The sequence below is a fragment of the Aestuariispira insulae genome (assembly GCF_003385955.1).
GTDB lineage: Bacteria > Pseudomonadota > Alphaproteobacteria > UBA8366 > Aestuariispiraceae > Aestuariispira > Aestuariispira insulae.
Map to the genome: position 1 here is coordinate 1,082,058 of NZ_QRDW01000001.1, position 23,208 is coordinate 1,105,265.

Annotated in this window: 19 protein-coding genes; 10 read left to right on the plus strand and 9 right to left on the minus strand. The window is 57.0% G+C overall.

The annotated features are described in order from the left end of the window. Positions 1-25: 25 nt before the first annotated feature. From DFP90_RS05350 to DFP90_RS05360, 3 genes are all read right to left on the minus strand, one after another. The gene (locus DFP90_RS05350; protein WP_115935339.1) at positions 26-3,685 is read right to left on the minus strand and encodes an AAA family ATPase; all 3,660 of its coding nucleotides are present in this window, start codon (positions 3,683-3,685) and stop codon (positions 26-28) included. Between the two features lie 24 nt (positions 3,686-3,709). Further along, the gene (locus DFP90_RS05355; RefSeq protein WP_181905198.1) at positions 3,710-4,312 is read right to left on the minus strand and encodes a DsbA family protein; all 603 of its coding nucleotides are present in this window, start codon (positions 4,310-4,312) and stop codon (positions 3,710-3,712) included. 81 nt (positions 4,313-4,393) lie between these two features. Beyond that, entirely contained in the window at positions 4,394-4,939 is a 546-nt protein-coding gene (locus tag DFP90_RS05360; RefSeq protein ID WP_115935341.1) for a DUF721 domain-containing protein, read from the minus strand. A 47-nt stretch (positions 4,940-4,986) separates the two neighbouring features. Here DFP90_RS05360 and mutY point away from each other — a divergent pair, with 47 nt between their 5' ends. The 3 genes from mutY to DFP90_RS05375 all read left to right on the plus strand — a co-directional run bounded on the left by mutY (position 4,987) and on the right by DFP90_RS05375 (position 9,275). After that, positions 4,987-6,078, plus strand: coding sequence for an A/G-specific adenine glycosylase (gene mutY / locus DFP90_RS05365; RefSeq protein ID WP_115935342.1), 1,092 nt, complete (start codon positions 4,987-4,989; stop codon positions 6,076-6,078). Between the two features lie 21 nt (positions 6,079-6,099). Next, positions 6,100-7,248: a mechanosensitive ion channel family protein gene (locus tag DFP90_RS05370; protein WP_218044573.1), complete on the plus strand. Its 1,149-nt coding sequence runs from the start codon at positions 6,100-6,102 to the stop codon at positions 7,246-7,248. A gap of 230 nt (positions 7,249-7,478) precedes the next feature. Beyond that, positions 7,479-9,275, plus strand: coding sequence for a sensor histidine kinase (locus DFP90_RS05375; protein WP_115935343.1), 1,797 nt, complete (start codon positions 7,479-7,481; stop codon positions 9,273-9,275). 16 nt (positions 9,276-9,291) lie between these two features. On the opposite strand, the gene DFP90_RS05380 is transcribed toward DFP90_RS05375, so the two are convergent. The 4 genes from DFP90_RS05380 to pdxY all read right to left on the minus strand — a co-directional run bounded on the left by DFP90_RS05380 (position 9,292) and on the right by pdxY (position 13,417). Then, positions 9,292-9,759, minus strand: a complete 468-nt coding sequence (locus tag DFP90_RS05380; RefSeq protein WP_115935344.1) for a DUF2269 family protein — start codon at positions 9,757-9,759, stop codon at positions 9,292-9,294. Then, positions 9,759-11,039: an NAD(P)H-binding protein gene (locus DFP90_RS05385; RefSeq protein WP_115935345.1), complete on the minus strand. Its 1,281-nt coding sequence runs from the start codon at positions 11,037-11,039 to the stop codon at positions 9,759-9,761. The genes DFP90_RS05380 and DFP90_RS05385 overlap by 1 nt, the downstream gene beginning before the upstream one ends. Before the next feature lie 84 nt (positions 11,040-11,123). After that, entirely contained in the window at positions 11,124-12,167 is a 1,044-nt protein-coding gene (locus DFP90_RS05390) for a site-specific DNA-methyltransferase (RefSeq protein ID WP_342767793.1), read from the minus strand. Between the two features lie 260 nt (positions 12,168-12,427). Further along, positions 12,428-13,417 carry a pyridoxal kinase PdxY gene (gene pdxY / locus DFP90_RS05395; RefSeq protein ID WP_245956967.1) on the minus strand — a complete coding sequence of 330 codons (990 nt, stop codon included), beginning with the start codon at positions 13,415-13,417 and terminating at the stop codon, positions 12,428-12,430. Here pdxY and DFP90_RS05400 point away from each other — a divergent pair. Further along, positions 13,404-14,288, plus strand: coding sequence for an HpcH/HpaI aldolase/citrate lyase family protein (locus DFP90_RS05400; RefSeq protein WP_115935347.1), 885 nt, complete (start codon positions 13,404-13,406; stop codon positions 14,286-14,288). The two genes, pdxY and DFP90_RS05400, sit on opposite strands and share 14 nt — an antisense overlap. Positions 14,289-14,297: 9 nt before the next feature. On the opposite strand, the gene DFP90_RS05405 is transcribed toward DFP90_RS05400, so the two are convergent. Next, positions 14,298-14,807 carry a PAS domain-containing protein gene (locus tag DFP90_RS05405; RefSeq protein WP_181905199.1) on the minus strand — a complete coding sequence of 170 codons (510 nt, stop codon included), beginning with the start codon at positions 14,805-14,807 and terminating at the stop codon, positions 14,298-14,300. Positions 14,808-15,926: 1,119 nt separating this feature from the next. Between DFP90_RS05405 and sdhC the strand changes: the two genes are divergently transcribed. From sdhC to DFP90_RS05435, 6 genes are all read left to right on the plus strand, one after another. Beyond that, positions 15,927-16,310 (plus strand): succinate dehydrogenase, cytochrome b556 subunit, encoded by a 384-nt coding sequence (gene sdhC / locus DFP90_RS05410; RefSeq protein ID WP_115935349.1) that lies wholly within the window; start codon positions 15,927-15,929, stop codon positions 16,308-16,310. A gap of 16 nt (positions 16,311-16,326) precedes the next feature. After that, positions 16,327-16,707: a succinate dehydrogenase, hydrophobic membrane anchor protein gene (gene sdhD, locus DFP90_RS05415; protein ID WP_115935350.1), complete on the plus strand. Its 381-nt coding sequence runs from the start codon at positions 16,327-16,329 to the stop codon at positions 16,705-16,707. A gap of 6 nt (positions 16,708-16,713) precedes the next feature. After that, complete coding sequence (gene sdhA / locus DFP90_RS05420; protein ID WP_115935351.1) at positions 16,714-18,507, plus strand: succinate dehydrogenase flavoprotein subunit; 1,794 nt, start codon at positions 16,714-16,716, stop codon at positions 18,505-18,507. 25 nt (positions 18,508-18,532) lie between these two features. Further along, positions 18,533-19,327 carry a succinate dehydrogenase iron-sulfur subunit gene (locus DFP90_RS05425; protein ID WP_115935352.1) on the plus strand — a complete coding sequence of 265 codons (795 nt, stop codon included), beginning with the start codon at positions 18,533-18,535 and terminating at the stop codon, positions 19,325-19,327. A gap of 191 nt (positions 19,328-19,518) precedes the next feature. Beyond that, on the plus strand, positions 19,519-21,327 hold the full coding sequence (locus DFP90_RS05430) for a bifunctional diguanylate cyclase/phosphodiesterase (protein WP_115935353.1): 1,809 nt from the start codon (positions 19,519-19,521) through the stop codon (positions 21,325-21,327). Between the two features lie 115 nt (positions 21,328-21,442). Continuing rightward, positions 21,443-22,060 carry an FMN-binding negative transcriptional regulator gene (locus tag DFP90_RS05435; protein ID WP_115935354.1) on the plus strand — a complete coding sequence of 206 codons (618 nt, stop codon included), beginning with the start codon at positions 21,443-21,445 and terminating at the stop codon, positions 22,058-22,060. 13 nt (positions 22,061-22,073) lie between these two features. On the opposite strand, the gene ychF is transcribed toward DFP90_RS05435, so the two are convergent. Next, positions 22,074-23,174: a redox-regulated ATPase YchF gene (gene ychF, locus DFP90_RS05440; protein WP_115935355.1), complete on the minus strand. Its 1,101-nt coding sequence runs from the start codon at positions 23,172-23,174 to the stop codon at positions 22,074-22,076. Positions 23,175-23,208: the final 34 nt, after the last annotated feature.

Below are 23,208 nucleotides of genomic sequence, written 5' to 3' on the forward strand. Positions count from 1 at the left end.
ACTCCGCTTGCCGGACAATAAAACGTTAACCCGCGTCCCGGAAGGCCACAGCCTGCCTGAGATCGACCGAAACCAGCTGGCTGACGCCGCGTTCGGCCATGGTGACACCGAACAGGCGGTCAACGCGTGCCATGGTCATGCGATGATGAGTGACCACCAGGAACCTTGTGGTGCCGGCATTGGACATTTCTTCCAGCATGCGGCAGAAGCGATCCACATTGGCGTCATCCAGCGGCGCATCCACCTCATCGAGCACGCAGATCGGGGCCGGATTGGTCAGAAAGACCGCAAAGAGGAGGGACAGCGCGGTCAGCGCCTGCTCCCCGCCAGAGAGCAGCGACATGATCTGCATGCGCTTGCCCGGCGGGGATGCCATGATCTCCAGCCCCGCCTGCAGCGGATCCTCCGCCTCGGTCAGCTTCAATTCCGCCTCGCCGCCGCCGAACAGTTTCACGAACAATTCCTTGAAATGCTCGTTCACTTCCTCAAACGCCTTCAACAGGCGTTCGCGCCCTTCACGATTGAGCGCCGAAATGCCCTGGCGCAGGCGCTGGATCGCGTTGATCAGGTCATCCCGCTCGGTATTCATCGAGGTGATTTTCTCTTCCAGCTCGGCCGCTTCCTGTTCGGCACGCAGGTTGACCGCCCCCATATTCTCCCGCTCGCGGGACAGGCGTTCCAGCCTCGCTTCCACCTCGCCCTTGGGCGGCAGTTCCTCGCCTTCCTCTATGCCGCCTTCGTGCAAAACATCCTTCGGAAAACAGCCCAGCTTTTCCTTGATCCGCTCGGTCACATTGTCGGCGGCCTGCTGGGCCTGTTCCACCTCGGCCTGGCGGCGCACGCGCAATTCCCGGGCCTCCGCCAGCAGATGCTCGGCATCTTTCAGCGCCCGGTCCGCATCCATCTGGGTGCGTTCCGCCTCCGACAATTTGTCGGCAACCGTGTTGCGCTTCACCTCCGCTTCCTGGATCGCATCCAGTAGCACCATGCGCTGTTCGGCGATTTCCTCGGGCCGCGCCTCCAGCCGTTCCTTTTCCTCCGCCGCCTCTTCCATGCGCTGGCTCAGTTCTTCTGTGCGGTTCCCCGCGCCCCCGGCCCGGTCGCGCCAGGATTGCTCTTCAACCTCAATGGCACTCAGGCGCATCTGGCGGGTTTCCGCCTCCCGGTGTACCCTGTCATAGGCGCTGCGCCGCTCCACCTCGATGGTACGCAATTCTGCCAGATTGGCGCGCAGCTGATTCAACCGGTCCCAGGCCGCCTGGGTATCTTCCAACCCTTCCAGCCCTTCTCGTGCGGATACTGCCTGTTCCTCGGTTTCCTCGATCTCCGCCTTAGTGCGCTCGGTATTTTCCTCCACCGCGACCACCCGGGACTTTGCCGCCGCCGCCCGGCTGGCAAGGGCGGAATAGGCCTGACGGGCTTCATTCACCTTGGCAAAGCTTTCCTGCTGGCGCAGGCGGATCTCGCGCAGCCCTTCTTCGGAGGCGGCCTCAACCTCGCCGGCAGCCTGAAATGCTTGCTGCGCCTCCTCAACTTCGGCTTCAGCCTGCAGGCGGATCTCTTCCTGGCGGTTTTCCATTTCCGCCTTCAAACCTTCAAGCTCTTCTTCCGCACTAGCCTTTTTCTGTTCCAGGCCCTCCGCCGCCGCGCCAAGCTCCAGTCTCAACTCACTCAGCCGGTTCTGCTGTTCCAGTCGCTGGGCCGCACTGGTTGGCGCACCTTCCTGAATGACAAACCCATCCCAGCGCCACAGGCCGCCATCCCGGCTGACCAAACGCTGGCCCTGGCCCAGATCGCCCTGCAGTTTTGCTGCCTCTTTCGCGCCGGCCACCACCCCGATCTGGGCCAGCCTCCGGTTCAGCGCCGCCGGGCCATGGACAAATTTCGTCAGCGGCTCAGCCCCCTTGGGCAGCCCCATCGCCCCATTTTGCGGCGGCAGTTCGGTCCAATACATGGGATCAGCCGCATCCATCGACGCCGTCAGATCATCCCCCAGCGCCACACCCAGCGCTTTTTCATAACCAGGCTCCACATCCAGAATATCCGTGATCGGGCTATTGCTGGTGAGGTCGGCCCCTTCTACCAAGGCTGCCAGGGCTTTTTCTTCCGCAGCCAGGGCGGAATATTGGTTTTCCACCGCCCGGATTTCCTCGCGGATACGTTCTTCATTGACCCGGAACTGGTCCCTTGCCGCCCGGGTTTGACGCTCGGCATTGACCCGCGAAGCATTTTCCACCTGCTGGAAGGTTATACGCGCCTGTTTTTCCGCTGCTGCCGCCTGGCTATGCGCTTCCTCCATTTCATCCAGCTGCGCCTGAACATGGGCCAGGGCTTCTTCCGCTGCGGCCACCGCCTCTTCGGCGATCTCCAATTCGGATACCGCATCCATATCGGCAGCCAGCCCCTGCTTCTCTTCGGCCAGCTCCGCCAGCCGCGCCTGTAGGCGCTCCATCCGCGAAACCGCCTGTTCAGCCTGGCGCTGATAGGCGGTGCGCTGAGCCTCCAGGCCCGCCACCTCTTCGGTCAGCCGGTTCAATTCCTCTTCCCGGGTCGCCACCTCCTCGGATGCGGTTTGCATCTGCTCGCGCAATTCCTCAACCATATCCTGCTGACTGTCCTGGTTGGCCGCCAGGTCCTCGCGTTCCGCCACCAGACGTTCCAGGGCAATGGCCGCATCATGGGCCAGCGCCTGTTCGCGTTCCCTATCCATTGCCATCTGGCGCAGCCGGTTTTCCAGATCCAGTTTGGCCTGCTGGATACGGCTTTCTTCGTTGGTCAGCTCGCGCTCGGCCAGCATCAGCCGCTGCAACTCCGCCGCGGCTTCCGCTTCGGCCCGGCGCATTTCAGGGAGGATTTCTGATGTTTTCACCTGAGCGGCAGAGCCACTGGCCACGACCCGGGTGCGCTCCTCGACGATGCCTTCCACTTCACCAAGCGCAGTGCCTGCCTGTGCCAGCGCTTCTTTTGCCTCTTGCCAGCGCTGATGCAGCAGGATCGCATCAAATCGACGAATCTGTTCAGAGAGACGGCGATAGCGGTTGGCTTGCCTGGCCTGGCGCTGCAGGCCCTGATTCTGGGTATCCAGCGCCCGGATCACATCTTCCAGCCGCTCCAGGTTGGTTTCCGCGGCGCGCAGGCGCAATTCCGCCTCATGGCGCCTGGAATGCAGGCCACGGATGCCGGCGGCCTCTTCCAACAGGGTTCGGCGTTCCGCCGGTTTCGCACCAATCAGGGCCCCGACGCGCCCCTGGCTGACAATGGCGGTTGAGTTGGCGCCGCTGGCCATGTCGGCAAACAGCAATTGCACGTCGCGCGCCCTGACATCCCGGCCGTTGATCCGGTAGGCCGAGCCCCGGCCCCGTTCGATCCGGCGGGTGATTTCCAATTCATCGGCATCATTGAAGGCGGGTGGCGCAGTCCGGTCGCCATTGTCGAGGACCACTGACACTTCGGCCAGGTTGCGCGCGGGCCGGTTAGAGGATCCGCCAAAGATGACATCATCCATATCCTTGCCACGCATGCGCTTGGCAGAGGTTTCCCCCATTACCCAACGCAGGCTTTCAATCACATTGGATTTGCCGCAGCCGTTCGGCCCGACGACGCCCGTGAGTCCCGGATCGATCAGAAGCTCGCTCTGATCTGCAAAGGATTTAAATCCGGAAACCTTCAGCTTTTTGAACTGCACGGGCGTCCCATATGTGGTTGCGGTTTACTCTTCCAAGTATTTTTCCAAGATCTCGTCAAAGGCCTCAATGCCTTCGGCACCGGAAATCTTGTCTTCGCCGTTGATGATGAAGGACGGGGTTGCATCCACTTTGTAAACCCGGCTGCCTTCAACATAGGATTTCAGCACCCCATCGCGAACAGCCTTGTCATCCACACAGGCGGCAAATTTGCTTTCACTGACCCCGGCCAGTTTTCCAAGCTTAATCAGATAAGCATCCGGATTTTCTTCCCATGCCCAGCTTTCCTGCTGTTTGAAAAGGACGTCCAGGAACTGGAAATAGCGGCTCGGTGCCACACAGCGCGCCAACATGGCCGCCCGCAGAGCTTTGCCACCGATGGGATAATCCTTGTAAACAAGCTTTACCTTGCCGGTGTCGATATATTTCTCTTTCAGCAGGGGCAGCGTGTTTTTATGGAAACTTGCACAATGCGGGCATGTCAGCGACGAAAATTCCATTATCGTCACCGGCGCATTGGGATCCCCCAAAACCCGGTCACCCGGCACCGCCAGAGGCGTTTCGGTTTCCTGAGCCTGTGCCATGGCACCGATCAGACAGAAAAACAGAACAGACAAGATACGTCGCATAATAGTCCCCATTTTGAGGTTCTGGATAAAAGTTTGCTGGGTAGGCTTTCAGAGAGTCAAGGATTGCCACTACATTTGAAGTTAATGACCATCCTTTGTGGCTTTTTTGCGGCGCAGGACACTTTCCCCCAGACGTCGCAAAATCTCACGGAATTCAGGGTCTTCCACATCCCCAAGCTCTTCGTCAAGGACTTTGAGGTCGGTTTTTGAGGCCGGTGGCAGATTTCGGCGCCGCGGCGGCAATTTCACCTCGTCTTTGCGAATCGGTGCCTGGATCAATTTGATTTTTGAAACCGCCCCATATCCGAAATGGCCGTTGATCCGGTCCAGAACGACCGGCTCCATATGCTGCATTTCTGTGGCCAGCGGCCCGGTCACACGGACATAGAGCGTCCCCCCCATCCGCTGCCCTTTCGGAAAGACAAGGCGCACCGGCTGGGACTGATCCGCCAGCCCCTGGCCGACAATTTTTTCCCAATCCGTGATCACGGATGTATGCGCAAACCCATGCTTGCCCAGCGCCCGGCGTGTCAGCCCCGGAATCATTGAACCAATGGTTTTCATGCCCCCGCCACGGCGCTGTTTCTGGCCTTTTTGCGAAGATCCGGGTTTTCTGGCTGCCGCCATGACAAGAACTCTTTTCGAAGAATAGAAGTCCCTATATGTAAATCAGCATGACGGCAATTAAGCAAATCGAATCCCATCTCGCGACCCGCATGCTGGATTGGTATGACCAGCACCGGCGCAGCCTGCCCTGGCGCGCGGAACCCGGCATACGTCCCGATCCCTACCATGTCTGGCTGAGCGAGATCATGCTGCAGCAGACAACCGTTGCCACGGTCCGGGATTATTACCGGAAATTTCTGTCCCTCTGGCCTGATGTGCGCGAAATGGCCGCCGCGCCGCTGGATGATATTCTGGCCGCCTGGGCCGGACTTGGCTATTACGCCCGGGCCAGGAACCTCCATAAATGCGCACAAACTGTCGCCAACGAGCATAGTGGCCGTTTTCCCGAGACCGAAGCGGAGCTGATAAAACTGCCAGGGATCGGGCGTTATACCGCCGCCGCCGTCGCCTCCATCGCCTTTGAAGAACCGGCAACCGTGGTCGACGGCAACATAGAGCGGGTCATGGCAAGGCTGTTTGCCTGTCATGCGGAAATCCCGAAAGAGCGGGAACAGCACTATCAGCTGGCCAAAAGCTGCACCCCGGAATTGCGCCCCGGTGATTATGCCCAATCCCTGATGGATCTGGGCGCGACCGTCTGCACCCCCAGATCACCGAAATGTACACTATGCCCGGCATTGGATCTTTGCCTGGGACGGATGGAGGCGGAAAGCCTGCCTCGCAAGGCCCCGAAAAAAAACAAACCCACCAGACGCGGGACCTGTTTTTGGATTGAGCGCGCCGATGGCCACGTCCTGTTGGAGAAGCGGCCGGAAAAAGGCCTGTTGGGCGGCATGACTGGCTTTCCAGGCAGTCCCTGGCAGGAAGAGGATCAGCCGCTGCCCCAGCCACCGCTGCCCCATCTTGCACCCACTCTCCTTGAAGGGCATGTGAAACATACCTTTACCCATTTTCACTTGGAACTGTCGGTGGCAACGGCAACCCTGGCCGAAAGCCACCTGCCCAACCAGATGGAAGACCAGTTTTTCTGGGCGGCGGAAGAGAAACTGGACAGTCTCGCCCTGCCGACGGTGATGAAAAAAGTACGCCTGCTTGCCAAACAGGGCGGCAGCAGAAAGAATGGCGAAAATTCGGACTAATCGGGGTATCCGGGGGTATCGGTGGAACATTTGATAGCATTTTGGGACATTGTCGTTGATGTCTGGCAACATGGATTTATGGGATTTGATTTTGGCCGGGTCTTTACCGCCATCGGCATTTTCCTGGCTTTCCTATTCATCCGGCGTATCTTCTCCCGACTTGTCCTGAACCGAATCGCCAGGCTCACGGCCAAGACAAAGACAGAAGCGGATGACCGGATTATCCGGGCGCTGAAAAACCCGATCCGTCTCGTGCCGATTGTGTTCGGCCTTTTTCTGTCTTTCGAATATCTGCAATTGGAAGGCGATATGTCGATTATCGCCAACAATCTGATCCGCACCCTGGTCGTTTTCACGCTGTTCTGGACCCTTTTCCGTGCCTGTAACGAATTTTCCTACATGCTGGAAAAATTGGATCAGGTCTTTCCCCCCGCCCTCGTCGACTGGCTTGGCAAAACGCTGAAAGTGATTGTTGTGATCATCGGCGGTGCCACCGTCCTGGAGATCTGGGGGGTCAATGTCGGCGCCCTGATTGCCGGTCTTGGCCTGTTCGGTGTGGCGGTCGCCCTTGGGGCGCAGGACCTGTTCAAGAATTTGATTGCCGGCATTCTGGTCATTGCGGAAAACCGCTTTGGCGTCGGTGATTGGGTCCGGGTCGACGGCGTGGTTGAGGGCACCGTGGAAAGCATCGGTTTCCGGTCCACCAGGATCCGTCAGTTCGATAAGGCGCCGGTCTTTGTCCCCAACACCAAATTGGCCGACAATGCCGTCACCAATTTCTCTGCCATGACCCATCGGCGAATCTATTGGATGATCGGGGTTGAATACCGCACCACCGTGGAACAGTTGCATCAGATTCGCGACGGTATTGACGCGCTGATCACCGACAATCCGGATTTTGCGCAGCCGCCGGAAGTATCTTCCTTTGTCCGGATCGATAAATTCGCCGCCTCCTCGATCGACATCATGCTCTATTGCTTCACCAAGACCACCAATTGGGGGGAATGGCTGGAAATCAAGGAAAGACTGGCCTGTGACATTAAGGAAGTGGTCGAAGGTGCCGGCAGCGGCTTTGCCTTCCCGAGCCAGTCAATCTATCTCGAAAGCATGCCAGAGGGCGCGGATACACCGGAAATATTTGTTCCACCGGAAGAGGCTGCAAAAGCCTGACAATGGATATTTGCCATACGGCCCTGTCAGTTATCTGCCGGGGCCGTTTCTTTCCCCGGTTTTCCGCCATGATTGAAAACGCCGGAAAACCCGCTTCCGCTTGACTCCGATAGCATTCATAGAGACACTCCGCCCCGCGCCGAGGGCATACCAGGGTAGGCAGGTCGGACTTTTTTAAAGGCCTGAAGGGTGCATTCTCGGCAAGGTGTCAGCGGGGTACCGTAAAATATATGTTCAGTTATCGGAATCTGGTCTTCATCGTTGTGGTGGTGGTCACCTTCATCCCTATTGCCATTTTCACACTGTGGCCGCATTCGCGCGCGCTCGATAATGCCATCGCCGAGGTCTCGGAACGCCATCTGGTGATTGCGCGCAATCTGGGAACCGCGCTGGAACGCTATCACAAGGATCTCAGGATCGGTTTTGAGTTCGTCTCCGGCAATATGGTTTCCGGCAATGAGATTGACGGTTCGGTCCCCTTATTAGCCGGCCTGCATTATCAATCTGTCTGCCTGATTGATCCGGGATCGGGGGCTGTTTCCCAAGCCTTGCTCCAGCCGGGACGCGCTTGTCCGGATCAAACCGAGCTCAATCGCATCGCGGTCGAAATCGCACAAACCCGCGCTGATGCAACCCGAATGACAGGTGTGATCCTGGCCGCCTCCGGCGAGCCTGTCCTTTATGCGCTGCGCCGATATGGTGACCTGTTGGCGATCGGCACTTTGACAACGGATTATTTTACCCAGTTAGGCAAATCCGTTTCCTTTGGCAAAAAAGGACATGCAGCCATTGTTGACCAAACCGGCGCGATCCTGGCCCACCCGCTGGAAAGTTGGCGGCTTTCCGCCCGCAATATCAATCAGATCGAACCGGTCAGACATATGATGAAGGGCCAGACCGGGGTCGCGCAATTCTATTCCCCCGCCCTCAAAGGAGACATGATCGCGGGATTCACCTCTGTTGCAGGCCCCGGCTGGGGCGTGATGATTCCACAGCCGTTTTCCGAGCTTGTTGAAGAAGCAAACTCGGTCCGCTGGGACAGCCTTCTGGTGATTTTGTGGGGCGCCTTGCTGGCGTTATTTGCAAGCTGGATCCTCGCATCTTTTCTAACCCGGCCGATCTCTCGCTTCCTGGCCATTGTCAAACAGGTCAAGGAAGGCAACCCCGGTCGCCGGGTTCGTTTGAATGATATCTTTACAGCGCGCGAGCTTAACGAGCTGGAACAGGAGTTCAACAGCATGCTGGATGTGCTGGAGGACCATTCCCATAAACAGCTTCATCTGCTCGACAAGGCGGAAACCGCCAATGCGCTGAAATCCAAATTTCTGGCCAATATGAGCCATGAAATCAGAACGCCGCTCAATGCGATCATCGGTTTCTCAGAAGTGCTGGGCAGCCAGTATTTCGGCCCGATGAATGAAAAATATGTCAGCTATTCAAACGACATCCACAACAGTGGCAAACATATGTTGGCCTTGATCAACGATATCCTGGATCTGTCCAAAATAGAATCCGGCCATGAAGAGCTGGAATTGGAGGAAATCGATATCATCGCGCTGATCGACACCACGATACAGATGGTGACCCCACAAGCCACCGCCGGCCAGCTGAGCATTGCCCGCAATGTCAGCCATGACTGCATCCTGTTGCAGGCGGACGAACGCAAGATACGCCAGGTGCTGCTGAACCTGCTATCAAACGCAGTGAAATTCACCCCGGCGGGCGGCACCATATCGGTCCATGCCGACATGCAGGCGGATGGCGGCCTAAGGGTTGAGATTTGTGATAGCGGCATCGGGGTCAGTCCCAAGGATATCGAAACCATCTTCGAACCCTTCGGCCAGGTGAAGAACCCCATGGTCAGCCAACAGGGTACCGGCACCGGGCTGGGCCTGCCGCTGGCCCGCGCGCTCTGCACGCTCCATGGCGGCCGCCTGGAATTCTACAGCACATTGGGCCAGGGATCATCTGTGGTGTTTTATCTCTCCGGGGCAATGGCCCCGGATACCGCCGCCCGGATCGCCTGATACGAACTGACAAAAGTCAGCCGGGCCGGGCCACCATGAGATAAAAAATTGTGATCAGCGCGATAAAGGCCGGCCATCCCAGCCAGAACCAGCGACGCATATAGCGGAAATAGGCCTCTGGCAACGGCTGGCCTTCGACAACGGCCCGTTCTGCCATGCGGCAGGCCCGAAGTTGCAGCCAGACCACCGGCAACCAGCAACAAAGCGCCAATAGATAAAGGCCATAGGTCGCCAGCAACCAACCCTCATTCCAATCATAACCCGCCTGCCAGATCAGCACTGCGCCTGAGAGCGGCTGAAAGATGCCGCTGGGCGTGGTGAACCACCAATCCGCCCGGACCACGTTGCGCGCGGTCACCGCAATCGCCTTTTCGTTCCCGGTCAGATGGGTCAGCCACATGTGAAGTGCCGTGCCAAGCCCGGTGCCAAACAGAATCGTGCTGCTCAGGATATGGGCCCATTTCGCGATCAGATAAAGATCCATCAGCGTTCATCCTCCAACACCATCCAGATCAGGATCAAAACCAGGATCGGAATGTTTTTCAGCAAGGACCCGAAAGGATCCAGCCAGATATCCGGCTGGGCAAAGGTGATCCCGGCGGTATAGGCAGCGATTGTCGCCAATTGCAGCGCGCCGGTCCGGACCACTTTATATCGGGCCAGAACCAATCCAGCCAACACCAGGTCCCACAGGCCCGTCACCGGGCCCACCCAGGGGATAATTTCCGCGCCCAGGCCCAATGCATCGCCATAGCGGGCCACGAAAGCGTCATCCGTCAGGAAACCGAGCATGCCGGACCAAAGCCAAAGCACAATAAGCGAAATCCAGACCAAGGGCCGCAGATTATAAAGCCTCGCATGAAGGCGATCCTGCACCTGGGCCGGGTTTTGGGCCAGCGCATCATCCAGGCGCCGGCCTTCCCAACCGATGGTCTCGCGGAAAGCTCTGGGGTCCGCATCAGTACCGAAATCCAGCTGCGCCAGAGAGGTGCTGGTCAGCGGCCCGACACCGACCCTGTCACCAAACCAGGCACCAAGGCCGACCAGCCATCGCGGCACACGCAGAATATGGCCGCCACGGATGCCCAGCCACCGGCGCAGGCGCATGACCAGATCGGCCAATTCAATATTCTCCGGACCACAGGGTTCAATGATCCGCCTGTCCAGACCATCGGTTTCAAGCGCCTGCACCACAAGGCGGGCCAGGTCATCGGCATGGATTGGTGTGAAACATTGCTCACCGCTGCCAATGACCGGCACGAAAAAAGGCATAACCGCCAGAGCGCGCAACATGCTGGTGCCACCATAGGACCCTTGCGCATAAACCAGGGACGGGCGCAGGATGACCCAGTTTTGTGAACCGGCCTGAAGATAATCATCCGCTGCCTTTTTGCTGGCGGCATAATCGGTGGCGGCCTCTGTGCCGATGGCCGATATCTGGATCACCTTACCAATACCGGCTTCGTCGCATGCTTTGAACAGCGCCACCGGCGCATCCCGGTGGATGGCCCAGATCGATTGGCCGTGACGCTGTTGCAGGATGCCTGCGCAGTTGATCACCGCGTCAACCCCGTCCAATCGCCCGGCCCAGTCAGCGGGGGAAACATCCCGGTTCATATCAGCCCGGATCACAGTTACTTTTTCCAGCCTCGGGAAACGGTCGGGGTTGCGCACAGCCGCAACAACCTCATGGCCTGCCACTCGCAATGCCGATAGGATATGACCGCCAATAAAGCCATTGGCACCGGTCAGAAGTATTTTCACGTCTTATCCCCCCATGAATATGACAAGGGCGGCCCGTATGCCGGCGGGCCGCCCCTGAAAACTCATCCCATAAGAACCATCCGGTTACTGCATGCGCGGCTGCATGTCGGACCGGATCTTCTGGCGCAGCAAGTCAATCGGCACCTTGCGCTTACCATCGGACTGCAGATTCCAATAGGTCCAGCCATTGCAGCTGGGCGCGTTCTGAATCGCAGCGCCCACCTGATGGATTGAGCCGGTATGTTTCGGCGTCATGATGGTACCGTCGGCACGCACCTTGGCGACATATTTCTTGCACGGGCTGACCAGTTTGTCGCCCGGATGCAACAGGCCTTCTTCAATCAGGCGGCCGAAGGGAACGCGCGGTTCCTTGCGTTTGGACTGCATCACCTGCAAGGCTTCCTTATCTGCCAGGTCGGTGATCTGACGCAGGCGCTCACGGCTTGCCGCCGCATAGGTTTCATCCCGCTCAAGGCCGATGAATTTCCGGCCCAGGCGCTTGGCGACCGCCGCGGTCGTACCGGTGCCGGAGAAAGGATCGAGAACCACATCTCCCGGATTGGTGGACGACAACAGCACCCGGAACAAAAGGCTTTCCGGCTTCTGGGTCGGGTGGACCTTTTGCCCGTCCTCGCCCTTCAGACGCTCATGACCGGTGCAGATCGGCAGCACCCAGTCGGAGCGCATCTGCAGATCGTCATTGCTGGCCTTCATGGCTTCATAATTAAAGGTATATTTGCTCTTTTCCGTTTTTGAGGCCCAGATCAGGGTCTCATGGGCGTTGGTGAAACGCTTGCCCTTGAAATTGGGCATCGGGTTGGTCTTGACCCATACCACATCATTCAACAGCCAGAAGCCCTGGTTCTGCAGCTCGTTCCCCACACGGAAGATATTATGGTAGCTGCCGATCACCCAGATGGTGCCGTTGGGTTTCAAAATGCGCCGTGCTGCCGACATCCAGGCCTTCGTAAACTGGTCGTAGGCAGCAAAATCATCGAATTGGTCCCAGGCGTCATCCACCGCGTCCACTTTGGAATTGTTCGGACGGTGCAGGTCGCCGCGCAGCTGAAGATTGTAGGGCGGGTCCGCAAAGACAACGTCAACAGAATTTTCGGGCAACTGATTCATTAATTCTATGCAGTCGCCAACTAAAATTTCATTAGTCGGAAGTTGTTTCATGATTCTACTTATTTTTAGTTTGCCAGGGTTAGTAAAAGAATCATGATTCACCACGGATTCGCCGTCAATAACTTAAATTTCAGACGCTATATATAGAGTCCTTCCGCCGATTACATTCACCAGATCTTGATTTACATGTGGTGCGCGTGAAATTACACACCTGTTTTCCATGCTGTTTCCACAACAGCCTGTGGATAACTTTTCAGGTTTCACACAGAACGCGCGTCAAATGGATGGCTGGGCCGGATGATTTCATCCTGAGCCTCGATCAGGGCCAACTCACGCTCGCCCCGCTGCCAGCTGGCTTCGAACAGCCCGTAAACCGTGGCTGTGGTCTGCTCCAGAGCCCGTTTCAAATCGCGGTTTTTCAGGAAATGACCGGTGAAAAGCGCCGCGCAAATGTCACCCGCGCCATTGGGCATAATGGGGAAATCCAGGCGCGGCGTGTTAACCAGCCAGGCTTCGTCACCGGAAACCGCCAGCATCTCAATCTGGCCCGCCGGCAGATCGTCGCGCTCCAGGCTGGTCACCAGAAGGGCCGTCACCCCGCGCGCAACAAGATCACGCGCCGCCGCGATGGAACTATTCAGATCTTTTACTTTATGTCCGGACAGTAATTCCAACTCAAATTGGTTGGGCGTTAATAGATCCGCCTCCGGCAACAGCTTTTCTTCAATAAAGGACGGAATGGTTTTTTTGACATAAACATCCTTGCCCACATCCCCCATCACCGGATCACAGCAATAAAGGGTGTTGGGGTTTTCCGCCCGGGCCCTCTGCACCGCTTCCAACACCACTTCCCCCAGCGCGGCGGAGCCCAGATATCCCGACAATACAGCCCGGCATTTGGCAAAGCATCCGCGTTCGCCCATGCCGGATAGAACCGCGCGTAAATCATCGGGTGCCAGAACCGGTCCCTTGAAACTGTCATAGCCCGCATGGTTGGAAAACATCACCGTATGGACCGGCCAGACCTCGAACCCCAGACGCTGGAGCGGAAAGACGGCGGCGGAGTTGCCCACATGGCCATAACTGACGTGACTTTGAATGGAGAGGATCGACATGATGACGCTTTTGAGGTTGTTTTCCCAATCGGGATAGGATTTTACATTATTGAAGAAGTATAACCGGGCAGGCCCTGCCGCCAGAAAATTATTGAAAAAGAATTCGATCGAGAACCAGAGCATGACCACCGCCATCCGCCCCCGCCGCTCCGCCCTTTATATGCCCGGCTCCAATCCGCGCGCGCTGGAAAAGGGCCGCAGCCTGGCCGCCGACATACTGATCATGGATCTGGAGGATTCTGTCACGCCGGACAAAAAACAGGCAGCACGCGACAATATTAAGGCCGCCCTGGGTGAAGGCGGTTACGGTGCGCGGGAAATTATGGTGCGGGTCAATCATCTGGATACGGATCATGGCGCGGAGGATATCCGGCAGATGGCGGCCTGTGGCGCGGATGCTCTTTTGATGCCCAAAACCGAAGATGCCGCAACCCTGCGATCCGCCCTTGATCTGATGATGGAAGCTGGCGCGCCTGATCACATGAAGCTTTGGTTCATGATTGAAACCCCGAAAGGGATCCTGCGCGCGGAGGAAATTGCCGGTGCCAGCGACCGGTTGGGCGGCATAGTACTGGGAACGGCCGATCTTACCAAGGAACTGCATTGCCTGAAAACCGCCGACCGCCTGCCCTATCTCTACAGTCTCGGCCATTGCATCGTGGTGGCCCGCGCCTATGGGTTGGCCATCATCGACGGGCCGTTCGAGGATCTCAACGATGATGCGGGCTTTGCCGCCATCTGCCAACAGAGCTTGGAATGGGGCTTTGACGGCAAGAGCCTGATCCATCCGAAAACCATAGCCACAGCCAATGAAACCTTTGGCCCTAGCCCGGCCGATATTGAGCGCGCCAAGCGGGTAATCAGCGCCTTCGCGGAAGCGGAAGCCAAAAGCCAGGGCGTTACCCTGCTGGACGGCCAGCTGGTCGAGCGGCTGCATGTTGAAGATGCCAGGCGGGTCCTGGCCCTGGCAGAGAAAGCGGCGGAGATTGCTGCCCAGTCAGAATAAGCCGGGCGCTCACCCCACCGGCAGCGGCTCATTCAAGGGCTGAGCCCCTTGCATGGAGACCACATGCATGCCGAAAAACATATCCGGCTTTTTGCCCTCTTCCCCGAGAGGCGCCAGAATCCGTTCATAAACGGCGGTCGTCACCTCGCTAAGCTGTTTGGTGCGCCGGTCATAATGCGGTTCCAACCGCTCTGCGATCCATTGGTAATTTGCCGCCATCATTTCCACTGTCGGCGGGTCAAATACATCATCGATGAATTTGCCGGTCACATCATGGCCGACCATATCGCGGATCCGGGTTCCCGCCAGGCGGAACCGCACTTTGCAGGCGGGCCGGTCAAGAGCCTCCACATCCAGAAGGCAGATGCCCGGCAGCAGATCGGGTATATCCAAGGGATCAATGTCGGATCGCGACGGCATGTCCCGTCCCGCGGATTTCTCAATCCAATAGGAAATAAATCGCATCAAATCCGGATGCAGCGGATCAGGAAAGGTGGAAAACCCGGATAAATCATTCATCCGGTGAAGATAGCATGAAAAATATGGCCTGATTAGGGCTTGAATGCCTGCGCCCTTGAAAAAAAACGAGATGAAGCGTCGGTGGCGGCATGACAGGGGTTGAGACTGTCTTGCAACCAAATGTCCCGGGCAACCCTGGGGACATTCCCGACGCTTCATGAAGAACGCTTTGGTTCCTCGCACAAGTCAAAGGGCTGTCTCGCGCACTCAGCCGGGCATTCCGGTCACCCTGGCAAAGCACCTCGACCCGGGCGGAGCGGCATTCGGACACACAGGATATGGGGATCCCTGGCCCTAAAGACTGAAAAGCGGTGTCAATGTCGACAATATCCAGGAAATCCGGGCCACACAGACGAGGGAGATCGCCTACAACCCAGCACCCTACACCCCTGGTCTAACCATCCAATCAGAAACCGGTCTGGCTATACCGATCGTGAAAGCAAAAGGCCCAACCTGCTCCGTGAATACACGCAACCATCCCACTTGAACCTTTGGACATCCTCTCAAAGACAGAGCAACTTTCCCGCGCTTCGTTCCTGAAGGCATATCTGAACAAAAGCGCCAACCTGGAGTAAAAACACTGCAGAAAGCAGTATTTCCACCCACCGAAGCCATCTATTCACATTCAAAACCCAGTAATACTGGAATTATATTGAATGATAACTTTGAATTCGGCTTTAACTTGTAACAGAAATTTTCACCGGAATCGCTTCGGGAGTCGAGTCAAAAGTAATCGAAAAATACAAAAATCTGTGCAAAACTTTTTTACTACCACACAACAGACACACATCTTTTCCACAGAATTATCCACAAGTATTTATATGCCAAACAGGAGTATAAAGCCCTAATTTAGTTTTTTTTACTGTGAATGCAGTTATTTCTTGCAGTGCAACACAAAAGCCCTTTACACGCGACGGGCATTGAGTAGTTTAGGAAACTGCATAAAGGCGGTGCGTAATTCACTAATTGCGACACGCTAAGAAAAGAAATGCTTCGGCGCGGAAAACTATCTCGCGATCATTTTCGTATCCCCGGTATCAAAACCGGCGGCGTTGAAAATGGTAAAGGACAAGGACTAATGGCGGACACATCCGCTTGTTGCGTATCTAAGGGGCGGTCATGAGCGCAAAAAACAGACCTCTATCCCCGCATCTGCAAGTCTATCGCTGGCAATGGACGATGGCCTACTCGATTCTGCATCGGGCCACGGGCGTTGCTTTGTCGGTCGGCGCACTGTTTCTGGTGTGCTGGCTGGTGGCGCTGGCAGGCGGAGCGGCGGAGTTTACACTCGTACAGGATTTCTCGGCTTCCATCATCGGCAAGATCATGCTGCTGGGCTGGACCTGGTCACTCTTTTATCATCTGGCGAACGGTATCCGGCACATGGTGTGGGACAGCGGTCGCTGGCTGGAGCTGAAGCCGGCTGAACTGTCCGGCCATATTTCGCTGGCCTCATCGGTGGTGCTGACACTGCTGGTGTGGGTCCTGGCTTATTCATCCTGATCGGGAGGCAGATATCATGACATTGAGAACGCCGCTCGCCCAGGTCCGTGGCCTGGGCTCTGCCAAAGAAGGGGTTCACCACTGGTGGCTTCAGCGCCTTTCGGGTGCCGCCCTGGTGCCGCTGACCCTCTGGTTCATTTTTTCCATCGCCGGGATGTCCGGTGCCGATCATGCGGCCTTTGCCGCCTGGGCGGCCGATCCCTTCAACGCTGTGCTGCTGATCCTGTTGGTCGCAGCCACCTTCCAGCATGTCCATCTGGGCCTGCAGGTCGTGATCGAGGACTATATTCATGGCGGCGCGGCCAAACTGATCCTGCTGGTCGGTTCAAAATTCGGCTGCTTCATCCTGGCGACTGCGGGGATCTTCGCGATTCTCAAGGTTGCTTTCGGAGGATAACAGATAATGAGCGAATCCTATTCCATCATTGACCACACTTATGATGTTGTGGTCGTCGGTGCCGGTGGCGCCGGCCTGCGGGCGACCTTTGGCCTTGCCGAAGCAGGCTTGAAGACCGCCTGCATCACCAAAGTCTTTCCGACCCGCAGCCATACCGTGGCCGCCCAGGGCGGTATCTCCGCCTCACTGGGCAATATGGGCCCGGATGACTGGCGCTGGCATATGTATGACACCATCAAAGGGTCTGATTGGCTCGGCGACCAGGATGCCATTGAATATATGGTGCGCGAAGCCGTTCCTGCCGTCATTGAACTGGAACATTACGGCGTCCCCTTCAGCCGCACCGAAGAGGGCAAGATTTACCAGCGCCCGTTTGGCGGTATGACCACCCAGTTTGGCGAAGGCCCCCCGGCCCAGCGCACCTGCGCGGCAGCCGACCGGACCGGGCATGCCATGCTGCACACCCTTTACCAGCAGGCTCTGAAAAACCAGGCGGAATTCTATATCGAATATTTCGCGCTGGATCTGATCATGAATGACGAAGGTGCCTGTGTCGGCGTCATGGCCTGGAATCTGGATGATGGCACCATTCACCGGTTCCGCGCCCAGAAAGTGATCCTGGCCACCGGCGGTTATGGCCGGGCCTATTTCTCGGCAACCTCTGCCCATACCTGCACCGGTGACGGTGGCGGCATGGTGTTGAGGGCCGGCCTGCCGGCCCAGGATCTGGAATTTGTCCAGTTCCACCCGACCGGCATCTATGGCGCGGGCTGCCTGATCACCGAGGGTGTCCGCGGCGAAGGTGGTTATCTGACCAACTCGGAAGGCGAACGTTTCATGGAACGTTATGCGCCCTCTGCAAAAGACCTGGCCAGCCGCGATGTGGTCAGCCGGTCCATGACCATGGAGATTAACGAAGGCCGTGGCGTCGGTGCGGAAGGCGATCATATCCATCTGCATATCGAACATCTGGATCCCAGCCTGATCGACGAACGCCTGCCTGGCATCGCCGAGTCCGCCCGGATCTTTGCCGGTGTTGATGTAACCAAGGAGCCGATCCCGGTCATCCCGACCTGTCATTACAATATGGGTGGCATCCCGACCAATTATCATGGCGAGGTTTTGACCAAGCGCGATGGTGATCCGGATGCGGTCGTGCCTGGTCTGATGGCGGTTGGCGAAGCGGCCTGTGTGTCGGTCCATGGCGCAAACCGCCTTGGTTCCAACTCCCTGCTGGATCTTGTTGTGTTCGGCCGTGCAGCGGCAATCCGCTGCAAGGATAGCCTGACTGCTGGAGCCACCCAGCCGGAACTGCCGAAAGGGGCTGGCGACGAATGCCTGGCACGCCTGGACCGGTTGCGTCATGCGGACGGCGAACATTCAACGGCGTCCCTGCGCCTGGAAATGCAGAAAGCCATGCAGCAGCATTGCGCGGTCTTCCGGACCGGCGAGAGCATGAATGAAGGCATCGCCAAGCTGAAAGCCACCTGGGAGAAGAAGGAAAGCATCAAGGTTTCCGACCGCTCCATGATCTGGAACTCTGATCTGGTGGAAACGCTGGAATTGGAGAACCTGATGGCTCAGGCCATGGTGACCATCGTTGGCGCGGAAAGCCGCAAGGAATCCCGCGGCGCCCAGGCCCGTGATGATTACCCGGACCGGGATGATGAAAACTGGATGCATCACACCATCGCCTGGTGTGACGAGAAGGGCAATGTGAAGCTGGACAAACGTCCGGTCCATATGCAGCCCATGACCAATGACGTCCAGAGCGTTCCGCCCAAGGCACGCGTCTATTAAGGATCGGGAAGAGGATTTAAGGACAATGGCTGAATTCCGACTGCCCGCAAATTCCAAAATCCGTGAGGGCAAAAAATGGCCCAAAGCGGAGGGCAAGAACGTTAAAACCTTCAAGATCTACCGCTGGAGCCCGGATTCCGGGGAAACCCCGCAGGTGGATACCTATGAGATCAACCTGGACGAATGCGGTCCGATGGTGCTGGATGCGCTGATCAAGATCAAAAACGAGATTGATCCCACCCTCACCTTCCGCCGGTCCTGCCGCGAAGGGATCTGCGGATCCTGCGCCATGAATATCGGCGACGGCAAAAAGGGCGGCACCAACACGCTCGCCTGCACCAAATATATATCCGACATGGGCAGCGATGTTGTGATCAACCCACTGCCCCACATGGAAGTGGTGAAGGATCTGGTCCCGGATTTGAACAAGGCTTATGCCCAGCTGGCCTCGATCGAACCCTGGATGAAAACCCAGACCCCGCCGCCGCCGGATCAGGAACGCCTGCAATCGCCGGAGGAACGCAAAAAGCTGGATGGGCTTTATGAATGCATCCTGTGCTTCAGCTGCTCCACATCCTGCCCCAGCTATTGGTGGAACGGTGACCGGTATCTCGGCCCGGCCGTCCTGCTGCAGGCTTACCGCTGGATCGCGGACAGTCGCGACGAATATACCGGTGAGCGCCTGGATAATCTGGAAGATCCGTTCCGGCTGTATCGTTGCCATACAATCATGAACTGCTCCAACACCTGCCCGAAAGGCCTGAACCCGGCCAAGGCGATTGCGGAGATCAAGAAACTGATGATTGAACGCCAGGGATAACTCGCACTTTTTCCGGCGGGAATATGATCAAAAAAGGGGTGGAGCCGTCGGCTTCACCTTTTTTTTTGAAAGATTCCAAAGAAAAGCCCTAAGCCTTAACCGCCAGTTAATCTCTTCATGAAATCATTTTTCCGTGAAGGGTTAAGAAGAGATCCTCCCCTATTAACAGCGGCCAGGCAGATATCACACAGATGATCACCCATGACGATATATGGGAAGAGGCGCGCGTTTCAGCGCTTCATAACCTCCAGCTTCTGGATACCCCAGCAGAAGCCCGCTTTGACCGGGTCGTTCAATTGGCACGCACGATCTTCCAAGTCCCCATAGCTCTGGTATCCCTGGTTGACAGTGACCGGCAATGGTTCAAAGCCCATTGCGGGCTGGAAGCGCGGCAGACGCCCCGGAAGGTTTCCTTTTGCAATCATGCCATCAAGACCCCTTCCCAGATTTTTATCGTAGAGAATGCGTTGGAAGACCCCCGTTTCTGTGACAATCCCCTGGTCTTGGGGCCACCAGACATCCGCTTTTATGCCGGCGCTGTTCTCAGCACGATCGACGGTTTTCCCATCGGCACCCTGTGCATCATTGACACCAAACCAAGAATATTTGATGAAAATGACCAAACGAAACTGCGCGAAATGGCGGGTTTCATCAGTGCCGAATTGATCATGACCCCAGAGACCGAAGCCGGTCGCCAGCTGGCCCGGGTCACCTCCGGCCTGGATCCGGTCACCAGCCTCTATGATTCCGACAGTTTCAAACGCCAACTGGCCAATCTGCGGGAGGTGATGGATACCAACAGCCAATTCAACCTGATTGCCATTCAATTGCCGTTCTTATTCTCACTGAAACAGCGGTTTAATGTGCAGACGGCGGATCTGGTCTTGATCGAACTTTGTTCGCGCATCCAAAAAGAGCTTGCCGCCTATGGCTATGTTGCCGGGCGGATCGGGCCCGACACTTTGGCCTTTCTAATTTCCGGCGGCACCGCCGTGGAAGAAGGCCTGATGGACCTGATCAATGAAAAGTTGTTGGATCCCGTCTCCACATCCACCGGCCAGATAGCGCCGAAAGCCAGGGTGGAACTGTTCGAATACCACCCTTATCACCAGGATGCCAACGACCTGATGTTGATGGTCGACAAAGTCTTTTCCCAATCAGAAGAGACGTATTCCTCGCTTCCCGCTTCGCTGCAGGTCCATTCCGCGCTCAAACTGGCGCGGACCCTGGAACAGGCGATGGCTGAGGGCCAGATCAAGATGTATTACCAGCCCAAGGTCTGTATCGAGACCGACCGAGTCCGCGGTTTCGAAGCCCTGATCCGCTGGTGGGATGAGGATGGCAGCCCCATCCCGCCCCCCGCCACGATCCAGGCGGCGGAAGATAGCGGCCTCTTGGAGGAGCTGACCCTCTGGACACTGAAGGAAACAATGGGCGCATTGCATCGGTGGGTCGAGCGCTTCTCGCCCCCTGAACCCTTTTCCGTCGCGGTCAATATTCCGCCACGCTTCATTCAATCGGAGCAGTTTGTTGATACCGCGATCGATCTTCGGGAACGTTATGAGCTTCCTTTCGGCTATCTGGAGTTTGAAATCCTGGAAAACCGCCTGATCAATGATGATCCCATCACCATCCGAAATATCGACCGGTTGGTTGAGGCCGGAATCGACCTGGCCGTGGATGATTTCGGCACCGGTTACGGCAGCCTCACCTATCTCTCAAAACTGCCGCTCAAAACTCTTAAAATCGACCGCAGCTTCATCAAAACCCTCTCCGGGGATCCCACCTCCGATTTCCTGACCCGATCCGTGATCGGGATGGCCCTAAATGCCGATCTCAATGCTGTTGCCGAAGGGGTGGAGACGCTTGAACAACTGACCCTCCTCAAGGAAATGGGCTGTCAGATCGCCCAAGGGTTCCTTTATGCCCCGGCTGTTTCCGAAGAAGTCGCCACCACCTTCCTGGAACATGGCATACAACCAGGCGCCGAAACGTCTTAAAAAACAGCCGGATAAGATCATCCCTGCCATTTCCGTCAAGGATCGCACCGGTTTGGCTCTGTTGCCGCCGCCATGCAGCGTCTAGCATCGCCGTCCTTTTGCATCAGGGTAAATCATGTACACACCAAAGCATTTCAACGAGCCAAACCGGGATCTGTTGCGGCAGGTCATACACGATCATCCTTTCGCGACCCTGGTTACACCAAGCCCCGATCAGGAAGAACCCGTCCAGATCACCCATCTGCCGATGATCCTGGATGGGCAGGATCGCCTGGTGGGTCATATGGCGCGGATCAATCCCCATTGGAAAATCTTTCCGGACGCCCCCAGCACCGCCATTTTCCATGGTCCCCATGGCTATGTCTCCCCGACCTGGTACGGTGTGGGAAATCAGGTCCCGACCTGGAACTATCTTTCCGTCCATGTCACCGGCCGGCCGGAGCCCGTCAATACCCTCGGCCAGAGCAGGGAAATCCTGGATAAGCTGACAGCCATATATGAAGCGGGCCAGGCTTCCCCTTGGTCCACCGAGACCCTGCCGGAAGTTTTCCTATCCGGCATGATGCGCGGCATTGTGGCCTTTGAAATGACGATCACCGGCTGGCAGGGGAAGTTTAAACTGGGCCAGAACAAGCCGGAAACAGCAAAAGCAAACCTGAAAAAAGCAATGGCGCAATCCCCCTTCCCGGACGATCGCGCCATGCTAAATTGGATGGAAAGGCTGGAAGATTGATCCAGCCCGCCCCTTAAACGTTGAAACGGAAGTGGAAAACGTCCCCATCCTTGACCAGATAGTCACGCCCTTCCAGACGCATCTTGCCGGCATCCTTTAGCGCCGCTTCGCTGCCAGCCGCTGCATAATCGTCATAGGCCGCCGTTTCCGCCGCGATGAAGCCGCGCTCAAAATCCGTGTGGATAACACCCGCAGCCTGTGGAGCCTTGGCCCCTTTCTTCACATTCCAGGCCCGGGCTTCTTTCGGGCCGACGGTGAAGAAGGTGATCTGGTCCAGCAGCTCATAGCCGGCGCGGATCACGCGGGCCAGGCCGGTTTCTTCAAGACCGAGATCGGCCAGGAATTCCTGTTTTTCCTCTTCATCTTCCAACTGCGCCACTTCCGCTTCAATGGCGGCTGAGATATGAACGCTGCCCGCACCCTGGGCCGCTGCCATTTCAGCAACCTTTTGAGAGAGCGCATTGCCGGTGGCCGCATCATCTTCGGAAACATTGCAGATATAGAGAACCGGCTTGGACGTCAGCAATTGCAGGCTGCGGAACCGCGGGCGCTCTTCTGCGGAGACATCCAGCATCCGGGCAGGCTTGCCGTCCTGTAGCAGTTTCAGAGCCGCTTCCATCAGCTCCATCTCTGCCTTGGCATCCTTATCACCACCGCGCAGACGCTTGCCCATGTTGGCAATGCGTTTTTCCAGGCTTTCCATGTCGGAAATCATTAATTCGGTTTCGATGGTCTCTGCGTCCCGGATGGGATCCACCGATCCTTCCACATGTGTAATGTCGCCATCTTCAAAACAGCGCAGCACATGGCAGATGGCATCGACCTCACGGATATTGCCGAGAAACTGGTTGCCCAGCCCTTCACCTTTGGACGCGCCTTTGACCAGACCGGCAATATCAACAAATTCCAGCTGAGTCGGGATAGTCTTCTGCGAGCCCGCCAATTCGGCCAGCTTGAACAGGCGCGGATCCGGCACGGAAACCTTACCGGTATTCGGCTCGATCGTGCAGAAGGGATAGTTCGCACTCTCGGCCGCCTGTGTCTGGGTCAAGGCATTGAACAGGGTGGATTTGCCCACATTCGGCAGGCCGACAATACCACAGTTAAAACCCATCTTCTCTTTTCCCTATCTGCATCGGCCCGGATCA

What these genes read in the sequence shown, in the direction of transcription:
- DFP90_RS05355 (WP_181905198.1), bottom strand. Translation starts at nt 4,312, where the DNA reads ATGCGACGTATCTTGTCTGTTCTGTTTTTCTGTCTGATCGGTGCCATG.
- DFP90_RS05360 (WP_115935341.1), bottom strand. Translation starts at nt 4,939, where the DNA reads ATGGCGGCAGCCAGAAAACCCGGATCTTCGCAAAAAGGCCAGAAACAG.
- mutY (WP_115935342.1), top strand. Translation starts at nt 4,987, where the DNA reads ATGACGGCAATTAAGCAAATCGAATCCCATCTCGCGACCCGCATGCTG.
- DFP90_RS05375 (WP_115935343.1), top strand. Translation starts at nt 7,479, where the DNA reads ATGTTCAGTTATCGGAATCTGGTCTTCATCGTTGTGGTGGTGGTCACC.
- DFP90_RS05380 (WP_115935344.1), bottom strand. Translation starts at nt 9,759, where the DNA reads ATGGATCTTTATCTGATCGCGAAATGGGCCCATATCCTGAGCAGCACG.
- DFP90_RS05390 (WP_342767793.1), bottom strand. Translation starts at nt 12,167, where the DNA reads ATGAATCAGTTGCCCGAAAATTCTGTTGACGTTGTCTTTGCGGACCCG.
- DFP90_RS05400 (WP_115935347.1), top strand. Translation starts at nt 13,404, where the DNA reads ATGACCACCGCCATCCGCCCCCGCCGCTCCGCCCTTTATATGCCCGGC.
- pdxY (WP_245956967.1), bottom strand. Translation starts at nt 13,417, where the DNA reads ATGGCGGTGGTCATGCTCTGGTTCTCGATCGAATTCTTTTTCAATAAT.
- DFP90_RS05405 (WP_181905199.1), bottom strand. Translation starts at nt 14,807, where the DNA reads ATGAATGATTTATCCGGGTTTTCCACCTTTCCTGATCCGCTGCATCCG.
- sdhC (WP_115935349.1), top strand. Translation starts at nt 15,927, where the DNA reads ATGAGCGCAAAAAACAGACCTCTATCCCCGCATCTGCAAGTCTATCGC.
- sdhD (WP_115935350.1), top strand. Translation starts at nt 16,327, where the DNA reads ATGACATTGAGAACGCCGCTCGCCCAGGTCCGTGGCCTGGGCTCTGCC.
- sdhA (WP_115935351.1), top strand. Translation starts at nt 16,714, where the DNA reads ATGAGCGAATCCTATTCCATCATTGACCACACTTATGATGTTGTGGTC.
- DFP90_RS05425 (WP_115935352.1), top strand. Translation starts at nt 18,533, where the DNA reads ATGGCTGAATTCCGACTGCCCGCAAATTCCAAAATCCGTGAGGGCAAA.
- DFP90_RS05430 (WP_115935353.1), top strand. Translation starts at nt 19,519, where the DNA reads ATGATCACCCATGACGATATATGGGAAGAGGCGCGCGTTTCAGCGCTT.
- DFP90_RS05435 (WP_115935354.1), top strand. Translation starts at nt 21,443, where the DNA reads ATGTACACACCAAAGCATTTCAACGAGCCAAACCGGGATCTGTTGCGG.
- ychF (WP_115935355.1), bottom strand. Translation starts at nt 23,174, where the DNA reads ATGGGTTTTAACTGTGGTATTGTCGGCCTGCCGAATGTGGGCAAATCC.